20 protein-coding genes are annotated in these 23,387 nt (G+C 67.7%); 13 read left to right on the forward strand and 7 right to left on the reverse strand.

Annotation, left to right across the window (positions count from 1 at the left end; all coding sequences use genetic code 11):
* The first annotated feature begins 5 nt into the window (after positions 1-5).
* From ACFVJ5_RS15965 to ACFVJ5_RS15985, 5 genes are all read left to right on the forward strand, one after another.
* Complete coding sequence (locus tag ACFVJ5_RS15965; RefSeq protein WP_379220781.1) at positions 6-1,094, forward strand: DUF3152 domain-containing protein; 1,089 nt, start codon at positions 6-8, stop codon at positions 1,092-1,094.
* A gap of 119 nt (positions 1,095-1,213) precedes the next feature.
* On the forward strand, positions 1,214-2,395 hold the full coding sequence (gene moeZ / locus ACFVJ5_RS15970; RefSeq protein WP_378632713.1) for an adenylyltransferase/sulfurtransferase MoeZ: 1,182 nt from the start codon (positions 1,214-1,216) through the stop codon (positions 2,393-2,395).
* A 111-nt stretch (positions 2,396-2,506) separates the two neighbouring features.
* A complete protein-coding gene (locus ACFVJ5_RS15975; RefSeq protein WP_379220783.1) occupies positions 2,507-3,358 on the forward strand; it encodes a TIGR02569 family protein in 852 nt (283 codons plus the stop codon).
* Positions 3,359-3,512: 154 nt separating this feature from the next.
* Entirely contained in the window at positions 3,513-4,046 is a 534-nt protein-coding gene (locus ACFVJ5_RS15980; RefSeq protein ID WP_379220785.1) for a GNAT family N-acetyltransferase, read from the forward strand.
* A 30-nt stretch (positions 4,047-4,076) separates the two neighbouring features.
* A complete protein-coding gene (locus ACFVJ5_RS15985; protein WP_379220787.1) occupies positions 4,077-4,907 on the forward strand; it encodes a hypothetical protein in 831 nt (276 codons plus the stop codon).
* Here the strand turns inward: ACFVJ5_RS15985 and ACFVJ5_RS15990 are convergent, their stop codons facing one another.
* The 6 genes from ACFVJ5_RS15990 to ACFVJ5_RS16015 form a co-directional block, all read right to left on the reverse strand.
* Positions 4,908-5,912: an SCO2521 family protein gene (locus tag ACFVJ5_RS15990; protein WP_379220789.1), complete on the reverse strand. Its 1,005-nt coding sequence runs from the start codon at positions 5,910-5,912 to the stop codon at positions 4,908-4,910.
* Positions 5,913-5,914: 2 nt separating this feature from the next.
* On the reverse strand, positions 5,915-6,913 hold the full coding sequence (locus tag ACFVJ5_RS15995; RefSeq protein ID WP_379220791.1) for an SCO2522 family protein: 999 nt from the start codon (positions 6,911-6,913) through the stop codon (positions 5,915-5,917).
* Positions 6,910-7,848 (reverse strand): SCO2523 family variant P-loop protein, encoded by a 939-nt coding sequence (locus ACFVJ5_RS16000; protein ID WP_379220793.1) that lies wholly within the window; start codon positions 7,846-7,848, stop codon positions 6,910-6,912. The genes ACFVJ5_RS15995 and ACFVJ5_RS16000 overlap by 4 nt, the downstream gene beginning before the upstream one ends.
* Positions 7,845-9,689: an SCO2524 family protein gene (locus ACFVJ5_RS16005; protein ID WP_379220794.1), complete on the reverse strand. Its 1,845-nt coding sequence runs from the start codon at positions 9,687-9,689 to the stop codon at positions 7,845-7,847. The genes ACFVJ5_RS16000 and ACFVJ5_RS16005 overlap by 4 nt, the downstream gene beginning before the upstream one ends.
* 219 nt (positions 9,690-9,908) lie before the next feature.
* Complete coding sequence (locus ACFVJ5_RS16010; RefSeq protein WP_379220796.1) at positions 9,909-11,393, reverse strand: MFS transporter; 1,485 nt, start codon at positions 11,391-11,393, stop codon at positions 9,909-9,911.
* Positions 11,394-11,594: 201 nt separating this feature from the next.
* Entirely contained in the window at positions 11,595-12,266 is a 672-nt protein-coding gene (locus ACFVJ5_RS16015; RefSeq protein WP_101466098.1) for a FadR/GntR family transcriptional regulator, read from the reverse strand.
* Positions 12,267-12,607: 341 nt separating this feature from the next.
* Here ACFVJ5_RS16015 and ACFVJ5_RS16020 point away from each other — a divergent pair, with 341 nt between their 5' ends.
* From ACFVJ5_RS16020 to ACFVJ5_RS16050, 7 genes are all read left to right on the forward strand, one after another.
* Positions 12,608-13,756, forward strand: coding sequence for an MFS transporter (locus ACFVJ5_RS16020; protein WP_379221867.1), 1,149 nt, complete (start codon positions 12,608-12,610; stop codon positions 13,754-13,756).
* A 254-nt stretch (positions 13,757-14,010) separates the two neighbouring features.
* Entirely contained in the window at positions 14,011-15,465 is a 1,455-nt protein-coding gene (locus tag ACFVJ5_RS16025; RefSeq protein ID WP_379221869.1) for a nitrate/nitrite transporter, read from the forward strand.
* 30 nt (positions 15,466-15,495) lie between these two features.
* The gene (nirB, locus tag ACFVJ5_RS16030) at positions 15,496-18,045 is read left to right on the forward strand and encodes a nitrite reductase large subunit NirB (RefSeq protein ID WP_379220798.1); all 2,550 of its coding nucleotides are present in this window, start codon (positions 15,496-15,498) and stop codon (positions 18,043-18,045) included.
* Positions 18,046-18,108: 63 nt separating this feature from the next.
* On the forward strand, positions 18,109-18,489 hold the full coding sequence (gene nirD, locus ACFVJ5_RS16035) for a nitrite reductase small subunit NirD (RefSeq protein ID WP_379220800.1): 381 nt from the start codon (positions 18,109-18,111) through the stop codon (positions 18,487-18,489).
* Complete coding sequence (locus tag ACFVJ5_RS16040; RefSeq protein WP_379220802.1) at positions 18,486-19,727, forward strand: uroporphyrinogen-III synthase; 1,242 nt, start codon at positions 18,486-18,488, stop codon at positions 19,725-19,727. Before nirD ends, ACFVJ5_RS16040 begins: the two co-directional genes overlap by 4 nt.
* Complete coding sequence (locus tag ACFVJ5_RS16045) at positions 19,721-20,458, forward strand: sirohydrochlorin chelatase (protein ID WP_379220804.1); 738 nt, start codon at positions 19,721-19,723, stop codon at positions 20,456-20,458. The genes ACFVJ5_RS16040 and ACFVJ5_RS16045 overlap by 7 nt, the downstream gene beginning before the upstream one ends.
* A 77-nt stretch (positions 20,459-20,535) precedes the next feature.
* A complete protein-coding gene (locus tag ACFVJ5_RS16050) occupies positions 20,536-21,297 on the forward strand; it encodes a hypothetical protein (protein WP_379220805.1) in 762 nt (253 codons plus the stop codon).
* On the opposite strand, the gene ACFVJ5_RS16055 is transcribed toward ACFVJ5_RS16050, so the two are convergent.
* Complete coding sequence (locus tag ACFVJ5_RS16055; protein ID WP_379220807.1) at positions 21,281-22,231, reverse strand: GlxA family transcriptional regulator; 951 nt, start codon at positions 22,229-22,231, stop codon at positions 21,281-21,283. The genes ACFVJ5_RS16050 and ACFVJ5_RS16055 overlap by 17 nt on opposite strands.
* Before the next feature lie 126 nt (positions 22,232-22,357).
* Here ACFVJ5_RS16055 and ACFVJ5_RS16060 point away from each other — a divergent pair, with 126 nt between their 5' ends.
* Positions 22,358-23,302 (forward strand): NAD-dependent epimerase, encoded by a 945-nt coding sequence (locus ACFVJ5_RS16060; RefSeq protein WP_379220809.1) that lies wholly within the window; start codon positions 22,358-22,360, stop codon positions 23,300-23,302.
* Positions 23,303-23,387 lie beyond the last annotated feature (85 nt).

The following is a 23,387-nucleotide window of genomic DNA, read 5'->3' on the forward strand; positions in this document are numbered from 1 at the left end:
ATGGGGTGACCGACCGGACGGATGACCATGCCGACGGCGGGCGCGATATCGCTCGCTCCACGCACCCCTCCGAGTCCGGTGCTGTCACGTCGGCGTCGGAGGGGCGGGAACTGCAGGTCTATGACCCGCTCGGGCTCTATCAGCCCGCCGACCGATCCCGCCAGCCCCTACGTGCCCGCTGGGATCCCACCGACAACGACAACGGCCGCGCCCGCAGCCCACAGCGCGATGCGAAGAAGCAGAGCGCCCTCGGCCGATTCGTCTCCGCGTACGGCTGGCGGGCCTACGCGTTGCCGGTGCTGCTCGCCATCACCGTGCTGGTCGTCGTCGACGCGGTGCGCACCGGCCCGATACCGCTGCCCAGCGATCCCGGCTTCGGCGCGCTCAGCCCCAAGGTGGCGCAGTCCGGCATCATCGGCGCACCGCCCGGCGACGGAAAGTTCCCCGCCGATCTGCCCCTCGGCGCGCTGCCGGAGGGTGGCGAATACGTCGAACGCGCGGCAGGCACCTGGCACATCGTGCCGGGCACCAGCGCTCAGGTCGGGGCGGGCACCGAGCGCGTGTTCCGCTACACCGTCGAAGTCGAGGACGGCATCGACACGTCACCGTTCGGTGGCGACGGCGCCGTGGCGAAGATGGTGGAGACCACCCTGGCCAACCCCAAGAGTTGGACCAACGACCCCAAATTCGGCTTCCAGCGCATCGACGCGGGCCCGGCCGACTTCCGCCTCTCGCTCACCTCGCGCGAGAGCACCCGCGCCGCGTGCGGATTCGAGATCCCGATCGACTCGTCGTGTTACAACGCCGACCTCGACCGCGTCGTGCTCTCCGAGGTCCGCTGGGTGCGCGGCGCGCTGGCCTTCGACGGCGACATCGGCTCCTACCGCCAGTACCAGATCAACCACGAGGTCGGCCACGCCATCGGCTACCACGGCCATCAGCCGTGCGAGACCGACGGCGGACTCGCGCCGATCATGATGCAGCAGACATTCGGCACCAAGAACAACGACATCGCCCTACTCGACCCCCACGGCGTGGTTCCCGCCGACGGCAAGACCTGCCGCTTCAACCCCTGGCCGTACCCGCGCGGATAGTGGCCTCGCCCATGCGGGAACATGAACGGGGAAGAACAGCGCGGCAGGTCTTGTTGTAGTCAGCAGAGCGGCCACCGGTTCACGGCCGCGCCCGCCGCCATAGATACAGGAGTTCTCACGTGTCTCTTCATGGGACGTTGCCGCCGCTCGTCGAGCCGGCCGCGGAACTGACCAAAGACGAAATCGCTCGCTACAGCAGGCACCTGATCATTCCCGATCTCGGTGTCGACGGTCAGAAGCGGTTGAAGAACGCCAAGGTCCTCGTGATCGGCGCGGGCGGCCTCGGCTCGCCTGCCCTGCTCTATCTGGCCGCCGCCGGTGTCGGCACCCTCGGCATCGTCGAGTTCGACGAGGTCGACGCCTCCAACCTGCAGCGCCAGATCATCCACGGCGAATCCGATATCGGCCGTCCCAAGGCCGACAGCGCCCGCGATTCCATTCTGGAGATCAACTCCGGGATCGACGTGCGGCTGCACAAGATCCGGCTGGAACCGGAGAACGCGGTCGAGCTGTTCGCCGAGTACGACCTGATCGTCGACGGCACCGACAACTTCGCCACCCGCTACCTCGTCAACGACGCCGCCGTCCTCGCGGGCAAGCCCTACGTGTGGGGCTCGATCTACCGCTTCGAGGGCCAGGTCTCGGTGTTCTGGGAAGACGCCCCCGACGGTCGCGGCATCAACTACCGCGACCTGTACCCGGAGGCCCCGCCGCCGGGAATGGTCCCGTCCTGCGCCGAGGGTGGCGTGCTCGGCGTGCTGTGCGCGTCGATCGGATCGGTGATGGTGACCGAGGCGATCAAGCTGATCACCGGTATCGGCGAGACGCTGCTCGGCCGCCTGATGGTCTACGACGCATTGGACATGAACTACCGCACCATCAAGCTGCGCCGCGATCCGCAGCGTGAGCCGATCACCGAACTGATCGACTACGACGCGTTCTGCGGTGTGGTGTCGGAGGAAGGCACCGCCGCCGCGGCCGGGTCGACCATCACCGCCGCCGAGCTCAAGGATCTTCTCGACGCCGACAAGGTCGAGCTGATCGACGTGCGCGAGCCGGTGGAGTGGGACATCGTCCACATCGCGGGCGCGACCCTGATCCCCAAGGACCGCATCCTGTCCGGTGAGGCCCTGTCCGAACTGCCGCAGAACAAGCCGATCGTGCTGCACTGCAAGACCGGCATCCGTTCGGCCGAGGCGCTGGCCGCGTTGAAGCGCGCCGGTTTCGCCGACGCGACGCATCTGCAGGGCGGCGTGGTGGCCTGGGCCAAGCAGGTCGATCCGTCGCTTCCGGTCTACTGACCCGATAGCTGCCGGTTTGCGACCTCATCGCATATTGCGGTGAGGTCGCAAAGTGGACTATCACAGCGTGCCTTGGGTCGCCTGCGGTGATCGCGGGGTTACGGTACGGCCGTGACCTCAGTCGAACCTCCCGAGCATGTGCGAGCCACATTCGGGCTTCGCGAAGTGACGCCGGTTTCCCTCGGGGACTGGGACGGTGGCTGGCGCATGGGTGACGTGGTACTCAGCCCCGTCGCCGATCACGCGCGGGCCGCGTGGTCGGCGAAAGTACGCGAACACCTCGCGGTCGACGGACTGCGCGTCGCCCGCCCCGTCCGCGCCACCGACGGTCGCTATGTTGTCTCCGGGTGGCGCGCCGACACCTTCGTCGACGGAGCCCCCGAGCCCCGCCACGACGAGGTCGTCTCCGTCTCGCTGCGCCTGCACAAGGCGACAGCGGAACTGGAACGCCCCCGCTTCCTGGTCCAACCGCCCGTCGCGCCCTGGGTCGACGTGGACGTGTTCGTCGCCGCCGACCGCGCCGCCTGGGAATCGGTCCCGCTGCGCACCCTGCGCGCGGGCGGTGTCCCCGTCGCCGCCACCCCCGACGGCCAGCGCTCCCTCGAACTGATCGGCCAACTCTCCACCCTGCGCAAACCGGTCCGCGGCCCCGACCAACTAGTCCACGGCGACCTCTTCGGCACCGTCCTGTTCACCGGCGCCCACACCCCCGGCCTCACCGACATCACCCCCTACTGGCGCCCCGCCACCTGGGCCGCCGGGGTCGTCGTCGTCGACGCACTGGCCTGGGGCGGGGGCGACGACGGCTTACTCGACCGCTGGGCGACTCTGCCCGAATGGCCCCAAATGCTGTTACGCGCCTTGATGTTCCGGCTGGCGGTCCACGCCCTGCACCCCCGCTCCACGCCGGAGGCGTTTCCCGGGTTGGCCCGCACCGCCGATATGGTCCGCTTGGCGCTGTGAGGCGAATCGCGCCGCGATGGCGCACGCATCCCGCCGCTGCCGACAGACGACCGAGGCGCTGAGTACACTTCCCTCGGTTTCGATGTGAGAGAGCCGGTGCGGGCGTCTACGCTTGACCTCAGGGGTGTTCTTGTGCGCGAACGCAAGGGAGCAGATGACCACCATCGCGGAAACAACTGTGGAATATCGGGAGCCGACGCCGGGAGACCTGCCTGACATTCAGGTGATCGACGGAGCGGCCTTTCCGACCGGCCCGTACCCCTTCTTCGTTCTTCGTCAGTTGCTCCACGCGGACAGTTCCCGCAGTGTCGTCGCCGTGGAGCCCGGCGACGATGAGGACGAGGTGGTCGGGTACGCGCTGACGATCATGGGCGAAGGCTCGCGGGCGTGGTTGCTCAGCCTCGCGGTCTCGCCCGATCGGCGCGGTCACGGTTACGGGCGCGGGCTGCTGCAGCACAGTATCGAGGTGTGCCAGGACAAGGGGGACGCGGACGAGATCTGGTTGACCGTCGACCCGAAGAACGTCACCGCGTACACCCTGTTCAAGGACTTCGGCTTCGTCATGCGCGTGCACGACGAAGAATATTTCGGCGAAGGCCATCCACGCGACGTGCTGGTATACAAGCTGCGCAGATTGCCCGAGCTGCCGACGGTCGTTACTGACGAAAACGGTTACCCTGGAGCCTGATTCGACACTGGCACGGCGCAGGAGCACGACATGACGAGGGGTGGGGGGTCGTCATCGCAACACGATTCGGTCAGCGACGCGATCGAGGACCGCGCGGAGGACTACGCCAAGCGGCTGGATTCGTCCGACATCGCGGAGACCGACAGCCTGAACGATCTCGACATCGTCATCGAGGCCTTGCTCGATGACTCCGCGCTGCTGATCCGCGGGCGGTACAGCAACAAGCTGCGTTTCGGCTCTGTCTACGAGCAGGTGTCGAACGTCGGCCCGGACGACGAGCCGTGGTCGATGCGCAAGCCACTGATCGCCGGGCTGATCGCGGCCGAGGTCGAGTTCCGCGGGCCACTGCGGTTGAGCCCGACCCAGAACGCACTCCTCGCAAGTCAATTCGAGACATTGGGCGCCGCGCTCGCCCGTAGCGAGTTGCCTGCGCACGCGGTGCGTGCCTGGACCGGCGCGATGGAGCTGTACCGCCGTGCGCACGACTCCGCCGCCGAGGATCGGTGCGGGCTCGAGCTGGCGCGAGCCCGGCGCGCCACGATGGCGCCGGGATGGGAACGCGGCGTCAGTATGGCCGCCGACCTCCTGTGCGGCTATGGCTATCGGCCGTTTCGGCTGCTCGGCTGGGTTGTTGTGCAGATCGCGCTCTGTACCGGCATCGCCCTGCTGTCGGCGGGGACCAGGTCGTCGACCGACGTCGTCTACCTGGCGGTACTGACCTTTCTGAATCCGCTCGACCCGAACAATGTCACGGGGATGGAACCGCAGGCGAAAGTCCTGTTCGCGGTCGAGGCGTGCCTTGGCGCGGTCTCGATGTCGGTGTTCTTCGCGTTGCTGGTCCGTCGGTGGTTTCGGCTGTGATCAGCTGCGGCCGACCGAATTCGCGCCGCGTGCGGCGTAGTAGGTTGCCACCTCGATCCGGCGTTGAATCTGTTCGACGCGGGCGGTCCACTGTTTGGAAAGGCCGGCCGCGGTCTGCAAGTCCCGCCACGGCGCCCGCATCGAGGCGGCCACCTGCGCGCCCGGCATCCACAGGTGGGTCAGATGTTCGAGCACCGGCGCGAGGATGGCGACCTGCCGACCGTCGTCGAAGGCCTCGGCCGAGCGCACCCGCGCGTCGATCACCGTGAGCAGCCAGTCGTGGATCGCGACATCCTCGCAGAACCGCAGGGCATCGGGGAGATCCGCGGCCTCCTTGACCGTGACCCGCAATGTCCTCGACTCCCCGTCCTCGACGCGCATCGACACGGCGGGGCCGGTGCTGCCGCCGATGACGGCGCACCAGCGCAGTCGTGTCGTCGGCGCCCGCAGCGGTGGGCGCTGATCCAGCAGTGGCGAGGAACGCAGGTCTTCGAGATGCCCGGTACAGATCGAGCCGAGATCCAGGGTGGTGGCGCCCCGAGGGGCGTAGAAGCCTGCCGCCAGTTCTGTATCGGCGATCGAGTGGTCGGGGAGTTCGCCGATGATCTCGGTGACCCCGAGGCGACCGATGTAATGCGACCACGGCATGCGCTTTTTCTGCTGGGCCCGCACCACCGTGGTGTGCGAGGACAGCTGTGCGATCCGCCCGCCCACCAGGATCGCGGTCGACGCGACTGTTCCCACCACCCGGGCGGTCGCGCTCGCTGTCTCACCCCAGCCGAGATGACAGTCGATGCCGGTGGCGCGGCGAGGGGAAAAAGCCAGGGGACAAGGCCTTTCGCGCCGCACGACGGTCGTGCCCGCAACTGTCGCCAGCACCTCTTCGGTGGCCAGGCTGTCCAGGGTCAACGAATGCGGCAGCAGACGGGTGCGGATCTCGCCGAGCACCACGACCGGCGTGGAAGGTCGTGACGTGGTGCGGCGCGGTGGGGCGGACGCGGACAAGATCAGGTCCCATCCAGCAGCAGATGCCCTACGCGCTCAACGACTTTGGCCGGGATCGGCACCCGTTCGGCTCGTCCCTGGGCCGCCACCTGGGCGGCGACATCGTCATCGGGCGCGAGGTGATCGAGGATCACCCGCACGGCCGACTCGATCAGCAGATAGCGCTTGGGCAGCATCGACAGTGTCCGGTAGGCCGTGAACGGCGCCGCGTCCGCGGTGAGCTGCACCACCGGCGGCAGGTCCTGCCAGCGGTCGGGCCACTCTCGATCGGGGGACCACAACTGTGGCTCGACCACGGGCGCACCGTGATAGCGCAACATGCCCAGCCGCACGAGCTGCCACACAGCGGCCAGGAACGGGCACGACCATCGGCGCGCCGTCTCGTCCCGGTCGTGCCACAACTCCACGTCGAGGAAGATCGAATGCTCGCCGCGGCCGTACTCCTGCGGAGGTCGATACGGTTGGGGATGCATGGCCGCGCGGGAGGAGCCGTTCTGTTCTCGGCGGCCGTTGCACAGCCAGCCGAATTCGGTCGTCGGCGGTCTCCCTCCGGTGGCGGTCAACTCGTCCTCCGGCTGTGCGATGAGCCGCGCCGCGACCATCTCCGCGACCGGTACCGGTGTGCCGATGGCAACCCCCTCCGCGAACACCGGCGCCAGGTGGCAGGCCGACTCCCTGGCCAGATAGTCGATGGTCAGGCCGGCGTCGTCGGCGGCGCCGAGCAGCCGGTCGAGCACCTTCGCCGGTTCGAAGCGGGGCTGGAAGTAGTCGTCGGTGAGATAGCACGTACTCACTCGCGTGTTCGGTCCGAATTCGACCCGCGCCGACTCGATGAACGCGGCGACCAGCGGGACTGCGCGCCGGAATTGCGCTCGGACCATGTCGGTGTCGTCGATGATCTCCTCGTGCCGGAAGTGGCAGACCTCGATCGACAGGTGGGCCATGGGTAGCGGCGTGATATCGGCATCCTCGGAAGCTTCCCGATAGATCGGTGAACTCATCTGCTCGTATCCCAGGTCGCCGAATCGGTCAGCCGCCGAGCTAGATTCGTGTACGCATCGACAGTCGCCGGGTTGGCCAGCCGGGCGCCGACATCGGCATCGAGAATGAGCTGTTCACGCCATTGCAGCATGGGCTCGATCGGAGTCTGGCCGAGCACCATGGCCGCGCCGATGCCGTTGGTCGTTGCCAGTTCGCGCAGCGCGTTCGACTGTTCCTTCAGCCAGGTCGCCTGTGCCGGGTCCACCGAGCGGGTCGCGTCCGATTCGGCGACCGCCGTGCGCACGCAGCGCATCGAGGCCATCAGCTCGCTCTCCTTGTGACCCCATATGGTGGCGGTCTTGAGTAGCCCGTGCGGTCCGTGCACCAGACCGCCGGCGGCCAGCACGTGCTGGCGGGTCCACCGGTGGAAGACCAGCCAGCGATGGGTGTGGTTGCGCAGGACGGTCGACGCGGTGGCCCGCAACGCGATCTCCAGGGCGACCGAGCGTCCGGCGCTGAGATCGACTATCACCACGGCGAATTCGGTCAGCAGATTGGCCAGCAGCAGCGCGCCGAGTTCCACACTCGCGTCGTCACAACCGAATTCGCCGCCGCCCACGTCGCCGGGCAGCAGTGTCAGGCTGCCTGCCCGGGGCGGATTGCGGCGCAGCTGGGGGCGATCGGTCTCGCGCCCGACGTTGATTCGCGCAGGCTCGCGGGTGTGTCCGAGCAGATAGGAATGCAACCCGTGGCCCTCGGTGACTCCGCGTTCGGCGCTGCCGATTTCGAACAGGGCGCCCGCCGTCGGCGAGCCGAAGTCGAAGTCGACATAGGCCACGTCCAAGCCGCGCAGCCACAGTCGGTAGGCGATGTTGCAGCTGGTGACCGAGCGCCCCGTGCCACCCTTGTCCGAGGTCGCGAAGACCAGGATCGAGTCGGGATCGTTGACGCTCATCGGGTGGCGTCCTCCCGCGCGTAGGCGAGCGCGTCGAGTCGCAGCAGGGCGTCGGTGGCCAGCGCCTCGGCGGTGTGCGGACGTTTGGCCATGACCTCGCCGGCGCGGTCGAGCGACTGTTCGATCGCCTCCAATTCCTTGTATCGCGGCGAGTCGACGGAGTCGCTGACCTGGAGCGACTCCTGGATGAACAGGTGGTCTGCCTCACTGATCTTGCCCAGCGCCGTATTTCTCATGCTCTGCGAAGCCAGCGGGGGACCGGCATAGGTGTTGTGCGCGACGACCAGGCACTCCATCATGCGTTCGGTCAGGAACCACGACGGCGCGGCGTCGGCGGTATCGCCCTCGGGGCCGAGGTTGTCCCACAGTCCCGTCGAGCGACCACTCGTGATCGCTCTGGCCTCCATGTGTTCGAGTGCTGATCCGGCGAGTTGGAGCAGCTCCTCGCGGGTGGCCACATCGCGCGCCAGGCGGGCGGCCTGGAGGCTGCGCTTGAGCAGCAAGGTGGTGTAGTCGCTCACGTGATAACCGATCGCCGGACCGGCCTCGACCTCCTCGGATCCCTTGAGCGTCAACAGGAGTCCGGGATGGTGCAGCCGGTCTGCCGGGTCGTCGGGAACCGGACGACTGATGATCCGGCCGCGCTCGGCCAGCTGACGCAGTACCGCGACGGTGCGCTCCAGATCGGTGGTGGACTCCTTCTCCAGCAGATCCTGGATGAGGAACGCGGTGACGGCCAGGCTGTAGTAGTCCGACTGCTTTCCGTCGGACGTGCGCCACGGCAGGTCCTCGAGTGGCCAGCGTCCGCTGCCGAAGCGCGAGATCGTCGACCAGTACTTCTGCGCCAGTTCCGCGCGGCGCTTGAGCGACTCGACCAGCTCGACCTGATGCGGCTCGAACAGATCTGGCTCCGAAGTACGTTGGGAATAAAGATCTTTGATGCCGTCGAGTGCGACGAGGGTGAAGTAGAGATAGGGCTGGGTGATCGCATATCCGGGCTGGGTGGCGATCCTGGCCGTAATGTCGGCACGGGCGCCGACGTTCGCGCCGATGCTCCACGTCCAGCCGCATTCGAAGGCGCGATTGTCGTCGCGCAGGTCGATCCCTTCCGGGTGACCGGAGCGCACGTCGGTCTCTGCCTGCACGCGGATCGTGCCGAGCGCGGCGGAGAATTCGGCGATGATCTCTTTGGCCGGGGCGCCGGTCTGGTTGACCAGATCGAGGATCTCCTGCCCGGCCGGTGAGGAGAACGGCGGGGTGTCCATCACGAAACTGCGGATCAAGCCGACCATCGCGCAGGTCAGCCGGGTGCTCACCCGCGGGATCAATGCCTTGACGCGTTCGTTGAGCCGGCGAGCCTCACGTCGCACCTCGTGTTCGAGGTATCGCTCGATGCCACGCAGAAAGCGCAGCGAAGCGATACACAGGCTCAGCGACATCGAATACGAGTCGACGACCTCCAACTCACGCTGCGCCGCCGATGGTTCCCCGAAGCCCGCGTCGCGAAAGTAGCTGCCGCCGGCGAAAGTCGGTTCCCCGTCGGCGTCGGTGTAGGCGTCGAGGAACTCCTCGAGCTTTGTCACCAGCGTGCCGCCGACCCGGATGTCGTCGCCGAGAACGGCCATCACGGCGGCGACATCGTCGGCGGTCGCGATGCTGTCCGGGTCGAGGGCGAAATTCGCCAACTCGCTCGACGGATACAGCAGGCACATCAACTGTTCGGCGTCGCTGACCGAATTGCGGCCGTCTCGTCCGCCCCAGACCCACTTGTCATCGTGGAACGTGGTCCGCAGGTGCGCGCGCCAGAGGTCCAGAAGTTGTTGCCGCGGTCGTATTCTCATCGATGTCCCCTCGATACAGCCAAGCTCCGTCAGTATGCAGACTCGCTGACTGCGTTGTCATCGGTTGTGCCGTACTACGTTTCGATGTTCACCGGCTGTGCGGGGTGTGCATCGCGAACTGTTGCGTCGTCGTTCGATCCGGCTGGAATCCGACCCGTGACAGCCGAAAGCCACGTTCGGGAGGGGGACCGAACGTGGCTTTCGGGGTTGGGGGAGGGATCAGACGCTGGCGTAGGCCAGGGAGGGGGCCTTGTCGGTGGCGAAGGAGGTGCGCAGGTAGCACCACCAGGTGACGGCGGCCATGACGAGGAAGACGGCGGCGTAGGCCCAGAAGGCGGGGGCCATGGTCTTCAGGTGGACGTTGGACAGGCGAAGGGCCTGCTGGACGACGAAGCCGCCCGCGGCGCCGACCGCGCCGATGACGCCGATCGCGGCGCCGGCTTGACGCTTGGCGGAGGTGGCCGCCTCGGTCAGGTCCATGCCGTGCTCGGAGGCGTACTTCTTGGCAGTGGCGTTGAAGATCGACGGGATCATCCGGTAGGTGGAGCCGTTGCCGATACCGGCCAGGATGAACAGGGCCAGGAACGCGGTCAGGTAGAGCGGGAAGCTCTTCAGATCGACGGCGGCCACGATGCAGGCCACCGCGATCGACATCCCGCCGAAGACGAACACCGTGATCTTGGCGCCGCCGCCGATCTTGTCGGAGACCCAGCCACCGAACGGGCGGCTGAACGAACCGACCAGGGCGCCGAGGAAGGCCAGGTTGCCCAGGGTGGTGATCCAGCCGATCTTGGCGAGGTCGGGGAAGGTGGCCTTGATCAGCGTCGGGAAGGCGAACGAGAAGCCGATGAACGAGCCGAACGTGCCGATGTAGAGGAACGACATGATCCACGTGTGCCGGTTGGTCAGCGCCAGCTTGTAGGACTTGCCGTCGGATTTGGCCTCGGCCAGCGAGTCCATGAAGTACAGCGCGCCGACGGTCGCGACCGCGATGAACGGCAGCCAGAACAGCACGGCGAGGGTGATACCGAAGCGGTAGCCGCCCGCGTCCTTGGCCATGATGTGGGTGCCGAAGGTGATCAGCAGCGGCACGATCAGCTGGGTCTGCGCGACACCGAGGTTGCCGCCCGCGGCGTTGAGGCCGAGCGCGGCGCCCTTCTTGCCCTCCGGGAAGAAGAACGAGATGTTCGACATCGACGAGGAGAAGTTGCCGCCACCGACACCGGCGAGGGAGGCCAGCACCAGGAACACCCACATGGGCGTGCTCGGCTGGTTGACGAAGTACAGGATGCCGAGCGCGGGTAGGAACAGCATCGCGGCGCTGAACGCGGTGAACGCGCGCCCACCGAATCGCGGTACCGCGAAGGTGTACGGAATGCGCAGGGCCGCACCGACCAAGGTCGGGATCGAGGTGAGCAGCAGCGCGTTGCTCACGGCGACCGCGTTGCCCTTGCCCAGACCCTGCAGGAATTCGAAGCCGGCCGGGCCCATCGCGGTGACGATGGAGCCCCAGATGACCCACATGCTGAAGCCGAGATTTTCGGCGAATACGGAGAAGTACAGATTCTTCTTGGCAGTCTTCGCGCCGCCGGATTCCCAGAACCCCTTGTTGTCGGGGTCCCAATGGGAGATCCAGCGGCCCTTCTTCTGGTATTCGAAGGACGGGGCTTCCGTCTCATGGCCGGTGGCGGCTATCGCGGTCATCGGCTTCCTCTCGATCGGGCTCGATAGGAGCGGCTCGCCTGTGTTCGACGATGCTCCCTGCGGTGTCGAGATAAAGGTAGGAGCCGGTTGTTGCGTGACAATGGCCTCAGGTGACGTTCGAGGCAACTCGGGCTCACCGCGCGAATTCGCTGGTGGTGACAGCCCGGTTACCTGGATTTAGGAAGCGTCTCTCTTCGCTGCTCAGCGGTCCGGATATTCGGCGATGAGCGAGCCGAGGAAGCAGTTGGCCGCCTGCACGGCCCGCTCGGCGTCACCGTCGATGACGGCCTGGACCAGCTCGGCATGCTCGGTGTCGTACGCGTCGTCGGATTTCGCGGTCCGCGCGTGGATCACCTGCTCGATGATCGGCAGCAGCGAATCGTAGAACTCCAGATATACCGCGTTGTGGCTGGCGACGACGATCGCGCGGTGCAATTCGACGTCGGCGGCGATGGCCACCGGGTCGGCTTCGGCCCAATTCCGGTTGCTGCGTTCGGCGAGCAAGCGCTGGAGCGTGGCGATATCGGCGTCGTCGCGGCGGCGCGCGGCCAGGCCCGCCGCCGTGGTGTCGAGGGCTTGGCGCAGTTCGAGGATGTCGCGTTCGTGCGCGTCGGCGAAGTACTTGCCCAGGGTGCCGCCGACCTCGGAGGTGGCGATCACATAGGTGCCCGAGCCCTGACGGCGTTCGAGCATGCCCGCGTGCACGAGCGCCTGGACGGCTTCGCGCACGGTATTGCGGCCGGTCCCGGTGAGCTCGGTGAGCTCCGGTTCGGTGGGGATCCGCTGACCCACTGGCCAACGGCCGGAACGGATCTCGGCCCGAAGCTGCTCGGTGACCTGGGCGATGAGGCTGGTACGCCGGACGGGTTGCACGTCAGCAAGGGTACTGGGCTGTTCCGCCTCTCCGGGATTTCAGGCCGGACTTGTGCGCGGGGTCGACCAGGGCCGGCGGCCTGCGGGATGTCGGCTGTGCGTCAGCCCGTTCCCGGTGAGTTACCCATGTCCTCGCGTTCGGGGAGATTGCTCACAGCCTCTTGGCAGTAGTCATCGGGTCATCCTATGATTTTCAGGTGCCGCCGCTCCGTGATTTCCAGCCAGCTTCTGGTGCCGTGTCGACCCTCGAGGACGACCGGCGTGGTCGCGTCGACCCGTCGCCCGAGATCACCGAGCGGTCGCTGATCGAAGGCCGGCTGCTCGTTCTGGCGGCCATCGTCATGTCGGCACTGACCTTGCGCGCCGCCGTCACCGCGTTCAGTCCGCTGGCCGAGACGATCGGCGCCGAGGTCGGGTACGGGACGGGGATCGTCGGGGTGTTCGGCATGTTGCCGACCGCGATGTTCGGTCTCGCCGGGCTCATCGCGCCGCTGTTCGTGCGCCGGTTCGGGCTCGAGCGAACCGTGTTCGTGGCGATGCTGCTGGCCGGCGCCGGGTCGCTGGTGCGGGTGTTCTCCACCGGGACCGGTGCACTGCTGGCGTTTTCCGGGGTGGCGCTGCTCGGTATGGGTATCGGCAACGTGGTGATTCCGCCGCTGGTGAAGCGGTATTTCGGCGATCACCTGGCCGCTATCAGCTCCCTCTACATCGTGATGGTGCAGCTCAGTACGGTCATTCCGGCGTTCATCGCGGTGCCGGTGGCGCAGGCGCACGGCTGGCGGATCTCGATGGGGGTGTGGGCGCTGGTCGGTTTCGCCGCCGCGATCCCGTGGTTCGTCGTGCTGCGCGATCGGCGCGGTCGCGACACGGTCGACATCACCGCGCTGCCCGCCGAGGCACCCGAGACCGGCAAAGTCTGGCGTTCGCCGGTGGCGTGGGGAATGGCGGGCATGTTCGGCATGACCTCGCTGACCACCTACGCGATGTTCGCCTGGCTGCCCAAGATCCTGTCCGACGCGGGCGCGAGCGCCGGCTTCGGCGGCAGCATGGTCGGCTTGTTCGCGCTGATCGGGCTGATCCCGGCGCTGGGCGCGCCCACCGTGGTCTCACGGATGCGCAACCCGTTCCCCGTCGTGGTCGGCTGCATGGTGCTGTTCGCGACCGCTTTCATCGGCCTGCTGGTGGCGCCGATGCAGGCACCCCTGCTGTGGGTTGTGCTGCTGGGTCTGGGCCCGTCCACCTTCCCGATGGCGCTGACGCTGATCAACCTGCGCACCCGCACCCCCCAGGGCTCGGCGGCCCTGTCCGGTTTCACCCAGGGCGTCGGTTACGCGATCGCCTGCGTCGGCCCGCTGCTGTTCGGCATGCTGCATACCTGGACCGGCGGCTGGCTCGTCCCGTTCGCCATGCTGTTCGTCGCCCTCGGCGTGCTCCTCGCGGGAGCCTGGCAGGCCTGCAAACCGCGCATGCTCGAAGACAGCTGGAATTGATCTCACCGCTCGGGTTGCGAACCGGTGCGTTCGGAGTAATGCTGTGTAGGTCACACCCTCACGGGCGTTTCCGATGATTTCTTGCTGCTTCCTTACGCGCGGAAATCGTTGCGACACATGCCGGAAACAAAAGGGCTGATCTCACCTCCCTGATCGAGGGAAGGTGAGAAACCGTTGATTCAAGCGACATTTCCCGCAGCATTTCGGCAATACCCATTTCCTACCGTTGGGCCATCGCACTTTTGGGAGGCCCAATCTTGAGCACGCTGAAGCGGAACCACGACATCGACAACTGGGATGCCGAGGACGTCGCGGCCTGGGAAGCCGGTGGCAAGGACGTCGCCAAGCGCAATCTGATCTGGTCGGTGATCGCCGAGCACATCGGATTCTCGGTGTGGTCGATCTGGTCGGTGATGGTGCTGTTCATGCCCACCGACAAGTACGGCATCGACGCGGCGGGCAAGTTCTTCCTGGTCGCCATGCCCACCCTGGTCGGCGCGTTCCTTCGCATCCCCTACACCGTCGCCACCGCCCGCTTCGGCGGCCGCAACTGGACGATCTTCTCCGCGTTCCTGCTGCTCATCCCGCTGCTGCTGACGCTGTACTTCGTCAACCAGCCCGGCACTTCCTACACCACGTTCCTGGTCGTGGCCGCGTTCGCCGGCTTCGGTGGCGGCAACTTCGCGTCGTCGATGACCAACATCAACGCCTTCTACCCGCAGCGCCTCAAGGGCTGGGCGCTGGGCATGAACGCCGGCGGCGGCAACATCGGTGTCCCGGTGATCCAGCTGCTCGGTCTGCTGGTGCTGGTCACCCTCGGCGGCGACTACGCCTCGGTGATCTGCGCGGTCTACCTGGTCCTGGTCGGTATCACCGCCGTCGGCGCCGCCTTCTACATGGACAACCTGACCAACCAGAAGGCGGACCTGTCCTACATGGTCAAGGCCCTGCGGGTGCCGCAGTCCTGGGCGATCGCCTTCCTCTACATCGGCACCTTCGGTTCGTTCATCGGTTACAGCTTCGCCTTCGCCCAGATCCTGCAGATCAGCTTCAAGGCCGGTGGCGACACCGCCGCCCAGGCCGCCATCCACGCCGCCTCGATCGCCTTCATCGGCCCGCTGCTCGGTTCGCTGGCCCGCCCCTACGGCGGCAAGATGGCCGACCGGATCGGTGGCAGCAAGGTCACCATCGCCACCTTCGGCGCCATGATGCTCGCCGCGCTGCTCGTGGTCACCGCCTCGACGATGGCTGACGGCAACAAAGGCGTTGCCACCGGCGCCACGATGACCATGCTGGTCGCGGGCTTCATCGCCCTGTTCGTCCTGTCCGGTTTCGGCAACGGCGCCGTCACCAAGATCATCCCGTCGGTGTTCGAGGCCAAGTCCAAGAGCCTGCCGGTCTCGCGGGTCGAGCAGGCCGCCTGGTCGCAGAACACCTCCGGCGCCCTGATCGGCTTCGTCGGCGCCATCGGCGCCCTCGGCGGGGTCGGCATCAACATGGTGTTGCGCAGCTCCTACGCCAGCACCGCCTCGGCCACCACCGCGTTCTGGGTGTTCCTCGCCTTCTACGTGGTCTGCGCCGCCGTTACCTGGACAGTGTTCCTGCGCCGTCCGCGCCTTTCCTCCGACGCCGCTGTCGTGGTCGAGGCCGAGTCCCTGGTCCTCGAGGCCGAATCCAACGCTTCGTCGGCCAACTCGTCGGCTCGCTGACAACCGACCACTACCAAGGAGGTCACTCTCATGAACAGCACTCGTAAGACAGCGGTCGTGGTCGGCCACGGCATGGTCGGACACCGTTTCGTCGAAGCCCTTCGTTCGCGCGACGAGGCAGGCCAGTGGCAGGTCATCATCCTGTCGGAGGAGAAGCTGCCCGCGTACGACCGCGTCGGCCTGTCCTACTACGTCGGCAACTGGAACGCCGACGACCTGGCCCTGCCCGGCAACATGTACGACGGCGACGACCTGGTCGACCTGCGACTGGGCCAGCGCGGCGAGGCCATCGACCTCGAAGCCAAGACCGTCACCAGCACCAGCGGTGATGTCATCGCCTACGACGCGCTGGTCATGGCGACCGGTTCCTACCCGTTCGTGCCGCCGGTTCCCGGCCACGACCTGCCCGAGTGCTTCGTCTACCGCACCATCGACGATCTCGACGGCATCCGCGCCGCCGCCGAAGCGGCCGGTCCCGGCGCGCACGGTGTGGTCGTCGGCGGCGGTCTGCTCGGTCTGGAAGCGGCCAACGCGCTGCGCCTGCTCGGGATGACCCCGCACGTCATCGAGTACAACGGTCGTCTGATGCCCGCCCAGGTCGACGCCGGTGGCGGCGCGATCCTGGAGAAGCTCGTCACCGATATCGGCCTCAATGTGCACACCGGTGTGGGCACCGCCAAGATCGTCTCGATCGAGGAGGAAGGCGCCGACAACGTCACCGTGCACCTGTCCGACGAGGCCGAGATCAAGGCCTCGCTGGTGGTGTTCTCGGCCGGTGTCCGCCCGCAGGACGCGCTGGCCAAGGCCTCTGGCCTCGAGATCGGCGCCCGCGGCGGCATCCTCACCGACCTCACCCTGCAGACCTCCGACCCGAGCGTCTACGCGATCGGTGAGTGCGCCGCGATCGAGGGCGTCTGCTACGGCCTGGTCGCCCCCGGTTACACCACCGCCGAGATCGTCGCCGACCGCCTGCTGGGCGGGGCGGGCGAGTTCCCCGGCGCCGACATGTCCACCAAGCTGAAGCTGATGGGCGTCGACGTGGCGTCCTTCGGTGACGCGCACGGCACCACCGAGGGCGCCCTCGAGGTCGTGCTGCACGACGCGGCCAAGGGCACCTACGCCAAGCTGGTCGTCTCCGACGACGCCCAGACCCTGCTCGGCGGCATCCTGGTCGGCGACGCCAGCCAGTACGCGGCCCTTCGCCCGCTGGTCGGACGCCCGCTGCCCGCCGACGCCGCCGCGCTGATCTCCCCGGCCGGCGCCGAACTCGGTGCCGACGCGCTGCCCGACGACGCCCAGATCTGCTCGTGCAACAACGTCAGCAAGGGCGCCATCTGCGGCGCGATCGCCGAGGGCGCCTGCGACATCCCGGCCGTCAAGAGCTGCACCAACGCGGGCACCTCCTGCGGTGGCTGTGTGCCGATGATCAAGAAGCTGCTCGAGCAGTCCGGCGTCGCGCTGTCGAAGTCGCTGTGTGAGCACTTCACCCAGTCGCGTGCCGAGCTCTACGACGTGGTCGCCGTCACCGGCATCCGCACCTTCTCCGAACTGATCGCCAAGCACGGCAAGGGCTCGGGCTGCGACATCTGCAAGCCGACCGTGGCCTCGATCCTCGCGTCGACCTCGAGCGAGCACATCCTCGAGGGCGAGCAGGCCGCGCTGCAGGACACCAACGACCACTTCCTGGCCAACCTGCAGAAGAACGGCACCTACTCGGTCGTCCCGCGGATGCCCGGTGGTGAGGTCACCGCCGACCAGCTGATCGTGATCGGCGAGGTCGCCAAGGAGTTCGGCCTCTACGTCAAGGTCACCGGTGGTCAGCGCATCGACCTGTTCGGCGCCCGCGTGGAGCAGCTGCCGCTGATCTGGAAGCGCCTGGTCGACGTCGGCATGGAGTCCGGCCACGCCTACGGCAAGTCGCTGCGCACCGTGAAGAGCTGCGTCGGTTCCACCTGGTGCCGCTACGGCCAGCAGGACTCGGTCGGCATGGCCGTGCTGCTGGAGAAGCGCTACCGCGGCCTTCGCTCGCCGCACAAGATCAAGCTGGCCGTGTCGGGTTGCGCGCGTGAGTGCGCCGAGGCCCGTGGCAAGGACGTCGGCGTGATCGCCACCGAGCACGGCTGGAACCTCTACGTCGGCGGCAACGGCGGCCTGACCCCCAAGCACGCGGTGCTGCTGGCCGGTGACCTCGACGACGAGACGCTGATCAGCTACATCGACCGCTACCTGATGTTCTACATCCGCACCGCCGACCGGCTGCAGCGCACCGCGCCGTGGCAGGAGGCCCTCGAGGGTGGCTTCGACTACCTCAAGGCCGTCGTCTGTGACGACAGCCTCGGCATCGCCGGTGACCTCGAGGCCGCCATGGCCAAGCACGTCGAGGGCTACAAGGACGAGTGGGCGGCCGTGCTCGAGGACGAGAACAAGCTCTCGCGCTTCGTCTCCTTCGTCAATGCCCCTGACGAAGCCGACCCGACGATTTCGTTCGACGACAGCGGAGAACGCAAGGTACCAGTGCTCCTCGGTCTTCCCGGCATGCCCGTCGGTGTTGCTTCGGACACAGCACCGGCCGGGAAATAAGCCCTTAACGCTGCGGAAACAGGCCGCCTGTACCAATAGGTAAGGCGTTCGGAGGAGGAACCGATGACCGTTATCGACACACCCACCATCACCACTGAGACCGTGACCTGGACCCAGGCTTGCCGGCTCGATTTCCTGATCCCGGGGCGCGGCGTGGCTGTCCTGCTCGAGGGCGGCCGTCAGGCGGCTCTGTTCCTACTCACGGACGGCACGCTCGCCGCCGTCGGCAACATCGATCCGTTCGGCCGGGCCGCGGTGATGTCACGCGGCATCATCGGTGATCGCGGCGGTGTTCCCGTCGTCGCGTCGCCGCTGCTCAAGCAGGCCTTCTCGCTGATCGACGGCCGTTGTCTCGATGACGAGTCGCAGTCCCTGCCGGTGTACGCCGTCCAACTCGATGGCGGCATTGTCGCGGTCTCCAACGAGCCGGTGCAGACCCCATGACCCCTCCCACCGACAGTGGCCCTTGCCTTGCCGGCTTCACCATCGGCGTCACCGCGGCTCGCCGCGCCGAGGAATTCAGCACCCTGCTCACCCGCAAGGGCGCGACCGTCGTGTCCGCCCCCGCGATCCGCATCATCCCGCTGGCCGATGACACCGAGCTCGAACGGGTCACCGAACTGCTGATCGCCGATCCGCCGCAGATCACCGTCGCTACCACCGGCATCGGCTTCCGCGGCTGGATGGAAGCGGCGGAGGGCTGGGGCCTGGCCGAGGTCCTGCGCGACACCCTCGCCTCGACCCGGATGCTGGCCCGCGGACCCAAGGCCAAGGGCGCGATCCGCGCCGCCGAACTGCGTGAGGAATGGTCGCCTGCCTCGGAGTCCTCGGCCGAGGTGCTCGACCATCTGCTCGCCGAGGGCGTCGAAGGCGTCCGTATCGCGGTGCAGCTGCACGGCGCGACCACCGAGTGGGAGCCGGTTCCCGACTTCTGCGAGGTGCTGCGCTGCGCGGGCGCCGATGTGGTCCCGGTTCCGGTGTACCGCTGGGAGCCGCCGGCCGATCGTGGGCCGATGGACAACATGATCGAATCGATCATCTCCGGCAGCCTGGACTGCGTCACCTTCACCAGTGCGCCCGCCGTGGCGTCACTGTTGATGCGCGCCAAGGAAACCGGGCTCCTGGAGTCGGTGCTGCACGCGTTCCGGGGCCGGGTGCTCGCCGCCTGTGTCGGGCCGATCACCGCGGCCCCGCTGGAAGAACTCGGCGTGTCGACGACGATGCCGGGCCGTGCCCGGTTGGGTGCGCTGGCTCGCCATGTGGCAGAAGAACTTCCGCGTCGCGCCAGCCGCATCTACGCGGCCGGTCACCTGATCAGCGTGCGCGGTGGATGTGTTGTCGTCGACGGTGAGGTGCGTCAGCTGGCGCCCGCGCCGATGGCGTTGATGCGATCGCTGGCTCGTCAGCCCGGTCGGGTCGTCTCGCGGGAAGACCTGCTGGCCGCGTTGCCGGGTGGCGGTGACGACACCCATGCGGTGGAGACCGCGATCGCGCGACTGCGGGCCGGCCTCGGCACTCCCAAGGCGATTCAGACCGTGGTCAAGCGCGGGTACCGGCTGGCGCTGGACGCGGCCGACTGCTCCGATACGCCCGTGCGGGCGGCTGTTCAGGCGCCGCACGCCGCGGGAATCGGAACACCCGCCCGCTCGCCCCGGCCCGCCCAAGCGATCGGGGTGTGGTGAGCGCCGGACAGCCGGGTGATCCGGCTCTGGTGCTGGTCGCGCACGGGACTCGCAGTGCGCGCGGGGTGGAGATGATCGCCGCGCTGGCCGACGCGGTGGCCGCCGAACTCGGGGTAGCGGTGTCGTCGGCGCCGAATACCGCGCTGCGGACCGCTTTCGTCGACGTGCTCGGTCCTTCGCCGTCGGAGGTCCTGCGGGATCTCGATGGGCCCGCTGTCGTTGTTCCGGCGTTCCTCGCTTCCGGTTATCACGTGTACCAAGATGTTCCGCGTGAGGTCGCCGAGAGTGGGCATTGCGCGGTGGCTGTGACCGAGGCGATGGGACCGGATCCGGCATTGACCAGGATCATGGCGGTGCGGTTGCGGGCGGCCGGGTGGAAGCCCGGTGACGCGGTTGTCTTCGCGGCCGCGGGGTCTTCGGATTCGCGTGCGCGCCAGGATGTTCGGCGGGCCGCGGGGATGCTGGCCGAGCAGCTGGGCGCGCCGGTGAAGATCGCGTATGTGGCGACCGGGACGCCTCGCGTGCCCGAAGTCGTTGCCTCGCTGCGTGAGTCGGGTGCGGAACGGGTGTTCATCGCTTCGTACCTGCTGGCGCACGGGCTCTTTCATCAGCGGCTGCACGATGCCGGCGCCGATGGGGTGGCCGAGCCGATCGGTGTGCATCCGGGGGTTGTCCGGTTGATCGTCGATCGGTATCGGAGTGCGGCCCGGGAGCTGGTCGGCGTTCGCTGACGCCGATCGCACAGGCAGCCGGTGTGGGTGGCTGCGGCTAGAGTTGGGCCGACTTCACACCAAGGGGGCACCGCTCGATGTCAGATTCGTCCGCAGGTCAGGGCTATCCATCGCAGGATGACGGGCTGACGGCGTATCCGGACGAGTCGGCGGCGCGGGGGACCGCGAATCCACCGGTTCCCGGCGCCTATCCACAACCGCCGAGCCGGGCCGTCCCGCAACCGCCGTACGGACCGGTGCCGGGTGCGGTGGGATCGCCGCCGCCCTACGCGCCGCTGCCCTATGGGCCGGGCGCTCCGTATCCCGTGCCGGGGAGTGCGCCGGTCGACGCCGGGCCTCGAGGTGTTCCGCACAGTGTGCAGATCGCGTTCTACGTGATGCTGGCGGGCGCGGTGGTCACGCTGCTCGGCATGGCCTACTCGCTCACCATGCTCGACGAGACGCGCAGTGAGGCGCTCGATGCGTCGGGTGGGGTGTTGCGGGGGGACGACCTCGACCTGCTGGTGTACGCGAGCGTCGGCGGGGCCCTCCTGAGTTCGCTGGTGACGGTGGGGCTGTGGGTGTGGATGGCGTTCGTTTGCCGGGCGGGCAAGAACTGGGGCCGGATCACGGGGACGGTCTTCTTCGGGATCAACACGCTGTTCTACGTCGCCGGCACGGTGATGGCGTTCGTCACCTCGACGGCCGGGATCGCGCTGGTGTTCAGCACAGTCACCCTGGCCATCGGACTCGCCGCGGTGATCCTGCTGTGGAACCGGACGTCCGCGCCCTTCTTCGCGGCTCGGGCGCCGCAGGGATACCAGCCCTTCCCCGGCTATCCGCCTATCGCGCCGTACTGAAATTCGCGCGGTAGGTACTCGGGGAGACACCGAGCTGGCGAACCATGTGCTGGCGCAACGACTCCGCCGACCCGATGCCGCTGTGCCGCGCGACCTGCTCGATCGGCAAGGTAGTCGATTCCAGCAGTTCCCTGGCGCGGTGGATGCGCTGACTCAGCAACCATTTCTGCGGGCTGAGGCCGGTCTCCTCGTGGAATCGGCGGCTCAGGGTGCGCACGCTGGTTCGTGCGTGCTCGGCCAGTTCGCGCAGGGACAGGGGTGTGTCGAGGCGTTCCAGCGCCCAGGTTCGGGTGGCGGAGAGGGACAGGTCGTCGTCGGCGGGTAATGGCGTGTCGACGAACTGGGCCTGTCCGCCGGGCCGCACGGGCGTCACCACCGCGGCCCGCGCGGCGGCGTTCGCCACGGTGGCGCCGTAGTCGGCGCGAATCAGGTGCAGGCACAGGTCGATTCCGGCTGCCGCGCCTGCCGCGGTGGTCACCGGCCCGTCCTCGATGAACAGTGCGTCGCTGCGCACCTGGACGAGCGGATGGTCGCGGGCCAGCTCCTCGGCCAGTCCCCAGTGCGTGGTCGCGGTGCGCCCGTCGAGCAGTCCGGCCTGGGCGAGCACGAACGCGCCGCTACAGATCGAGGTGACCAGGATGCCGCGGTCGACGGCCGCGCGCAGCGCCTTCAGCGTCACCGGATCCGCGTCGGCGCGGCTGCCGGTGCTCGGCACGATCACCGCGTCGGCGGTGTCGAGTACCTCGAGCCCGTGCCGGATCACGACGTCGAACCCGCCGGGCGTCATCGAGGGCAGTGTCCCCGGCACGGCTGTGCAGACCACCACGCGATAGGCGGGCTCGCCGTCGACCGTGATCGAGCCCATCAGCGTTTCCGGCATCGACAGATCGAAAGACTTCACCGGTGGGACAGCAACCACGGCAATGGTCTTCATGGCCTGATCCTTGGGATAGCTGGCATTGCGGCCACTAGTTTAACCGTCTCGCGAACGGCATCGTGGAAGGTGCGGGCGAAACCCCGTCGCCCGCATCGAAAGATGTTGTTGTGAAAGGGAATTCATATGTCCACTCATGTTGTGATCGGCCGTGGCGGCACCGCTACCGCCACCGCGTTGTCGCTGGTCGAAGCCGGGGATCGCGTACGGATGGTGAGCCGGAGCGGGCTCGGCCCCACCCATCCCGGCGTGGAACTGATCGCGCTCGACGCGCTCGACACCGCCGCTCTGACCGAGATCGCGACCGGCGCGAGCACCGTCTTCAACCTGGCGATGCCCGCGTATCACACCTGGCCGGAAACGGTTCCGCCGCTGTTCGGCTCGATCCTGTCGGCGGCCGAAACCGCCGGCGCCGACCTGGTCATGCTGGGGAACCTGTACGGCTACGGCTCGGTCGACGGTGTCGTCTCCGAACGCACCCCGCTCGCCGCGACGGGCAGCAAGGGTGTGGTCAGGGCCAGGATGTGGGCCGACGCGCTCGCCGCGCACGAGGCAGGCCGGCTGCGCGTCGCCGAAGTGCGCGCGGGCCAATTCCTCGGCGCGGGCGCTGTCTCGGTCTTCAGCTTGTTCGTCCAGTCCGCGGTCCTGGCGAACACCCCGGTCAAGGTCCCGCAGGAACTCGACCTCACCCACTCCTACACCGCGATCGGTGATGCCGCGGCGGCGCTGGTGGCGGTCGCGCGCGACGACCGGTCGTGGGGGAGGGCCTGGCACGCCCCGGTGATCACCGCGACCGTGCGCGAGATCGCCAACCGGCTCGCGGAGCTGGCCGACGTCGCGATACCCGAACTCGCGGTGCTCACCGACGCGGAGATCACCGAATTCGCCCAGCAGGACCCGTTCTGGAACGAACTGTTCGAGACGAAACACATGTCCCATCGCGAGTTCGTCGTCGACGATTCGGCGATGCGTACCACCTTCGGTACCACCGCGTCGAAGCTGGACGAGGTGCTCGCCGAGGTGGTCGCCGCCGACGTGGCCGCGCGGCTATCCGTGCCCGACGCGGGGTAGATGCCGTAGGTTTGCCGGGGAACCAGTCAACGGTTGCTCCGAATCCCGGGAGGCCCGGTGCGGCAAGGCGAGGATGGTATCGGCG

This window comes from Nocardia sp. NPDC127606 (assembly GCF_042671725.1).
Classification (GTDB): Bacteria; Actinomycetota; Actinomycetes; order Mycobacteriales; family Mycobacteriaceae; genus Nocardia.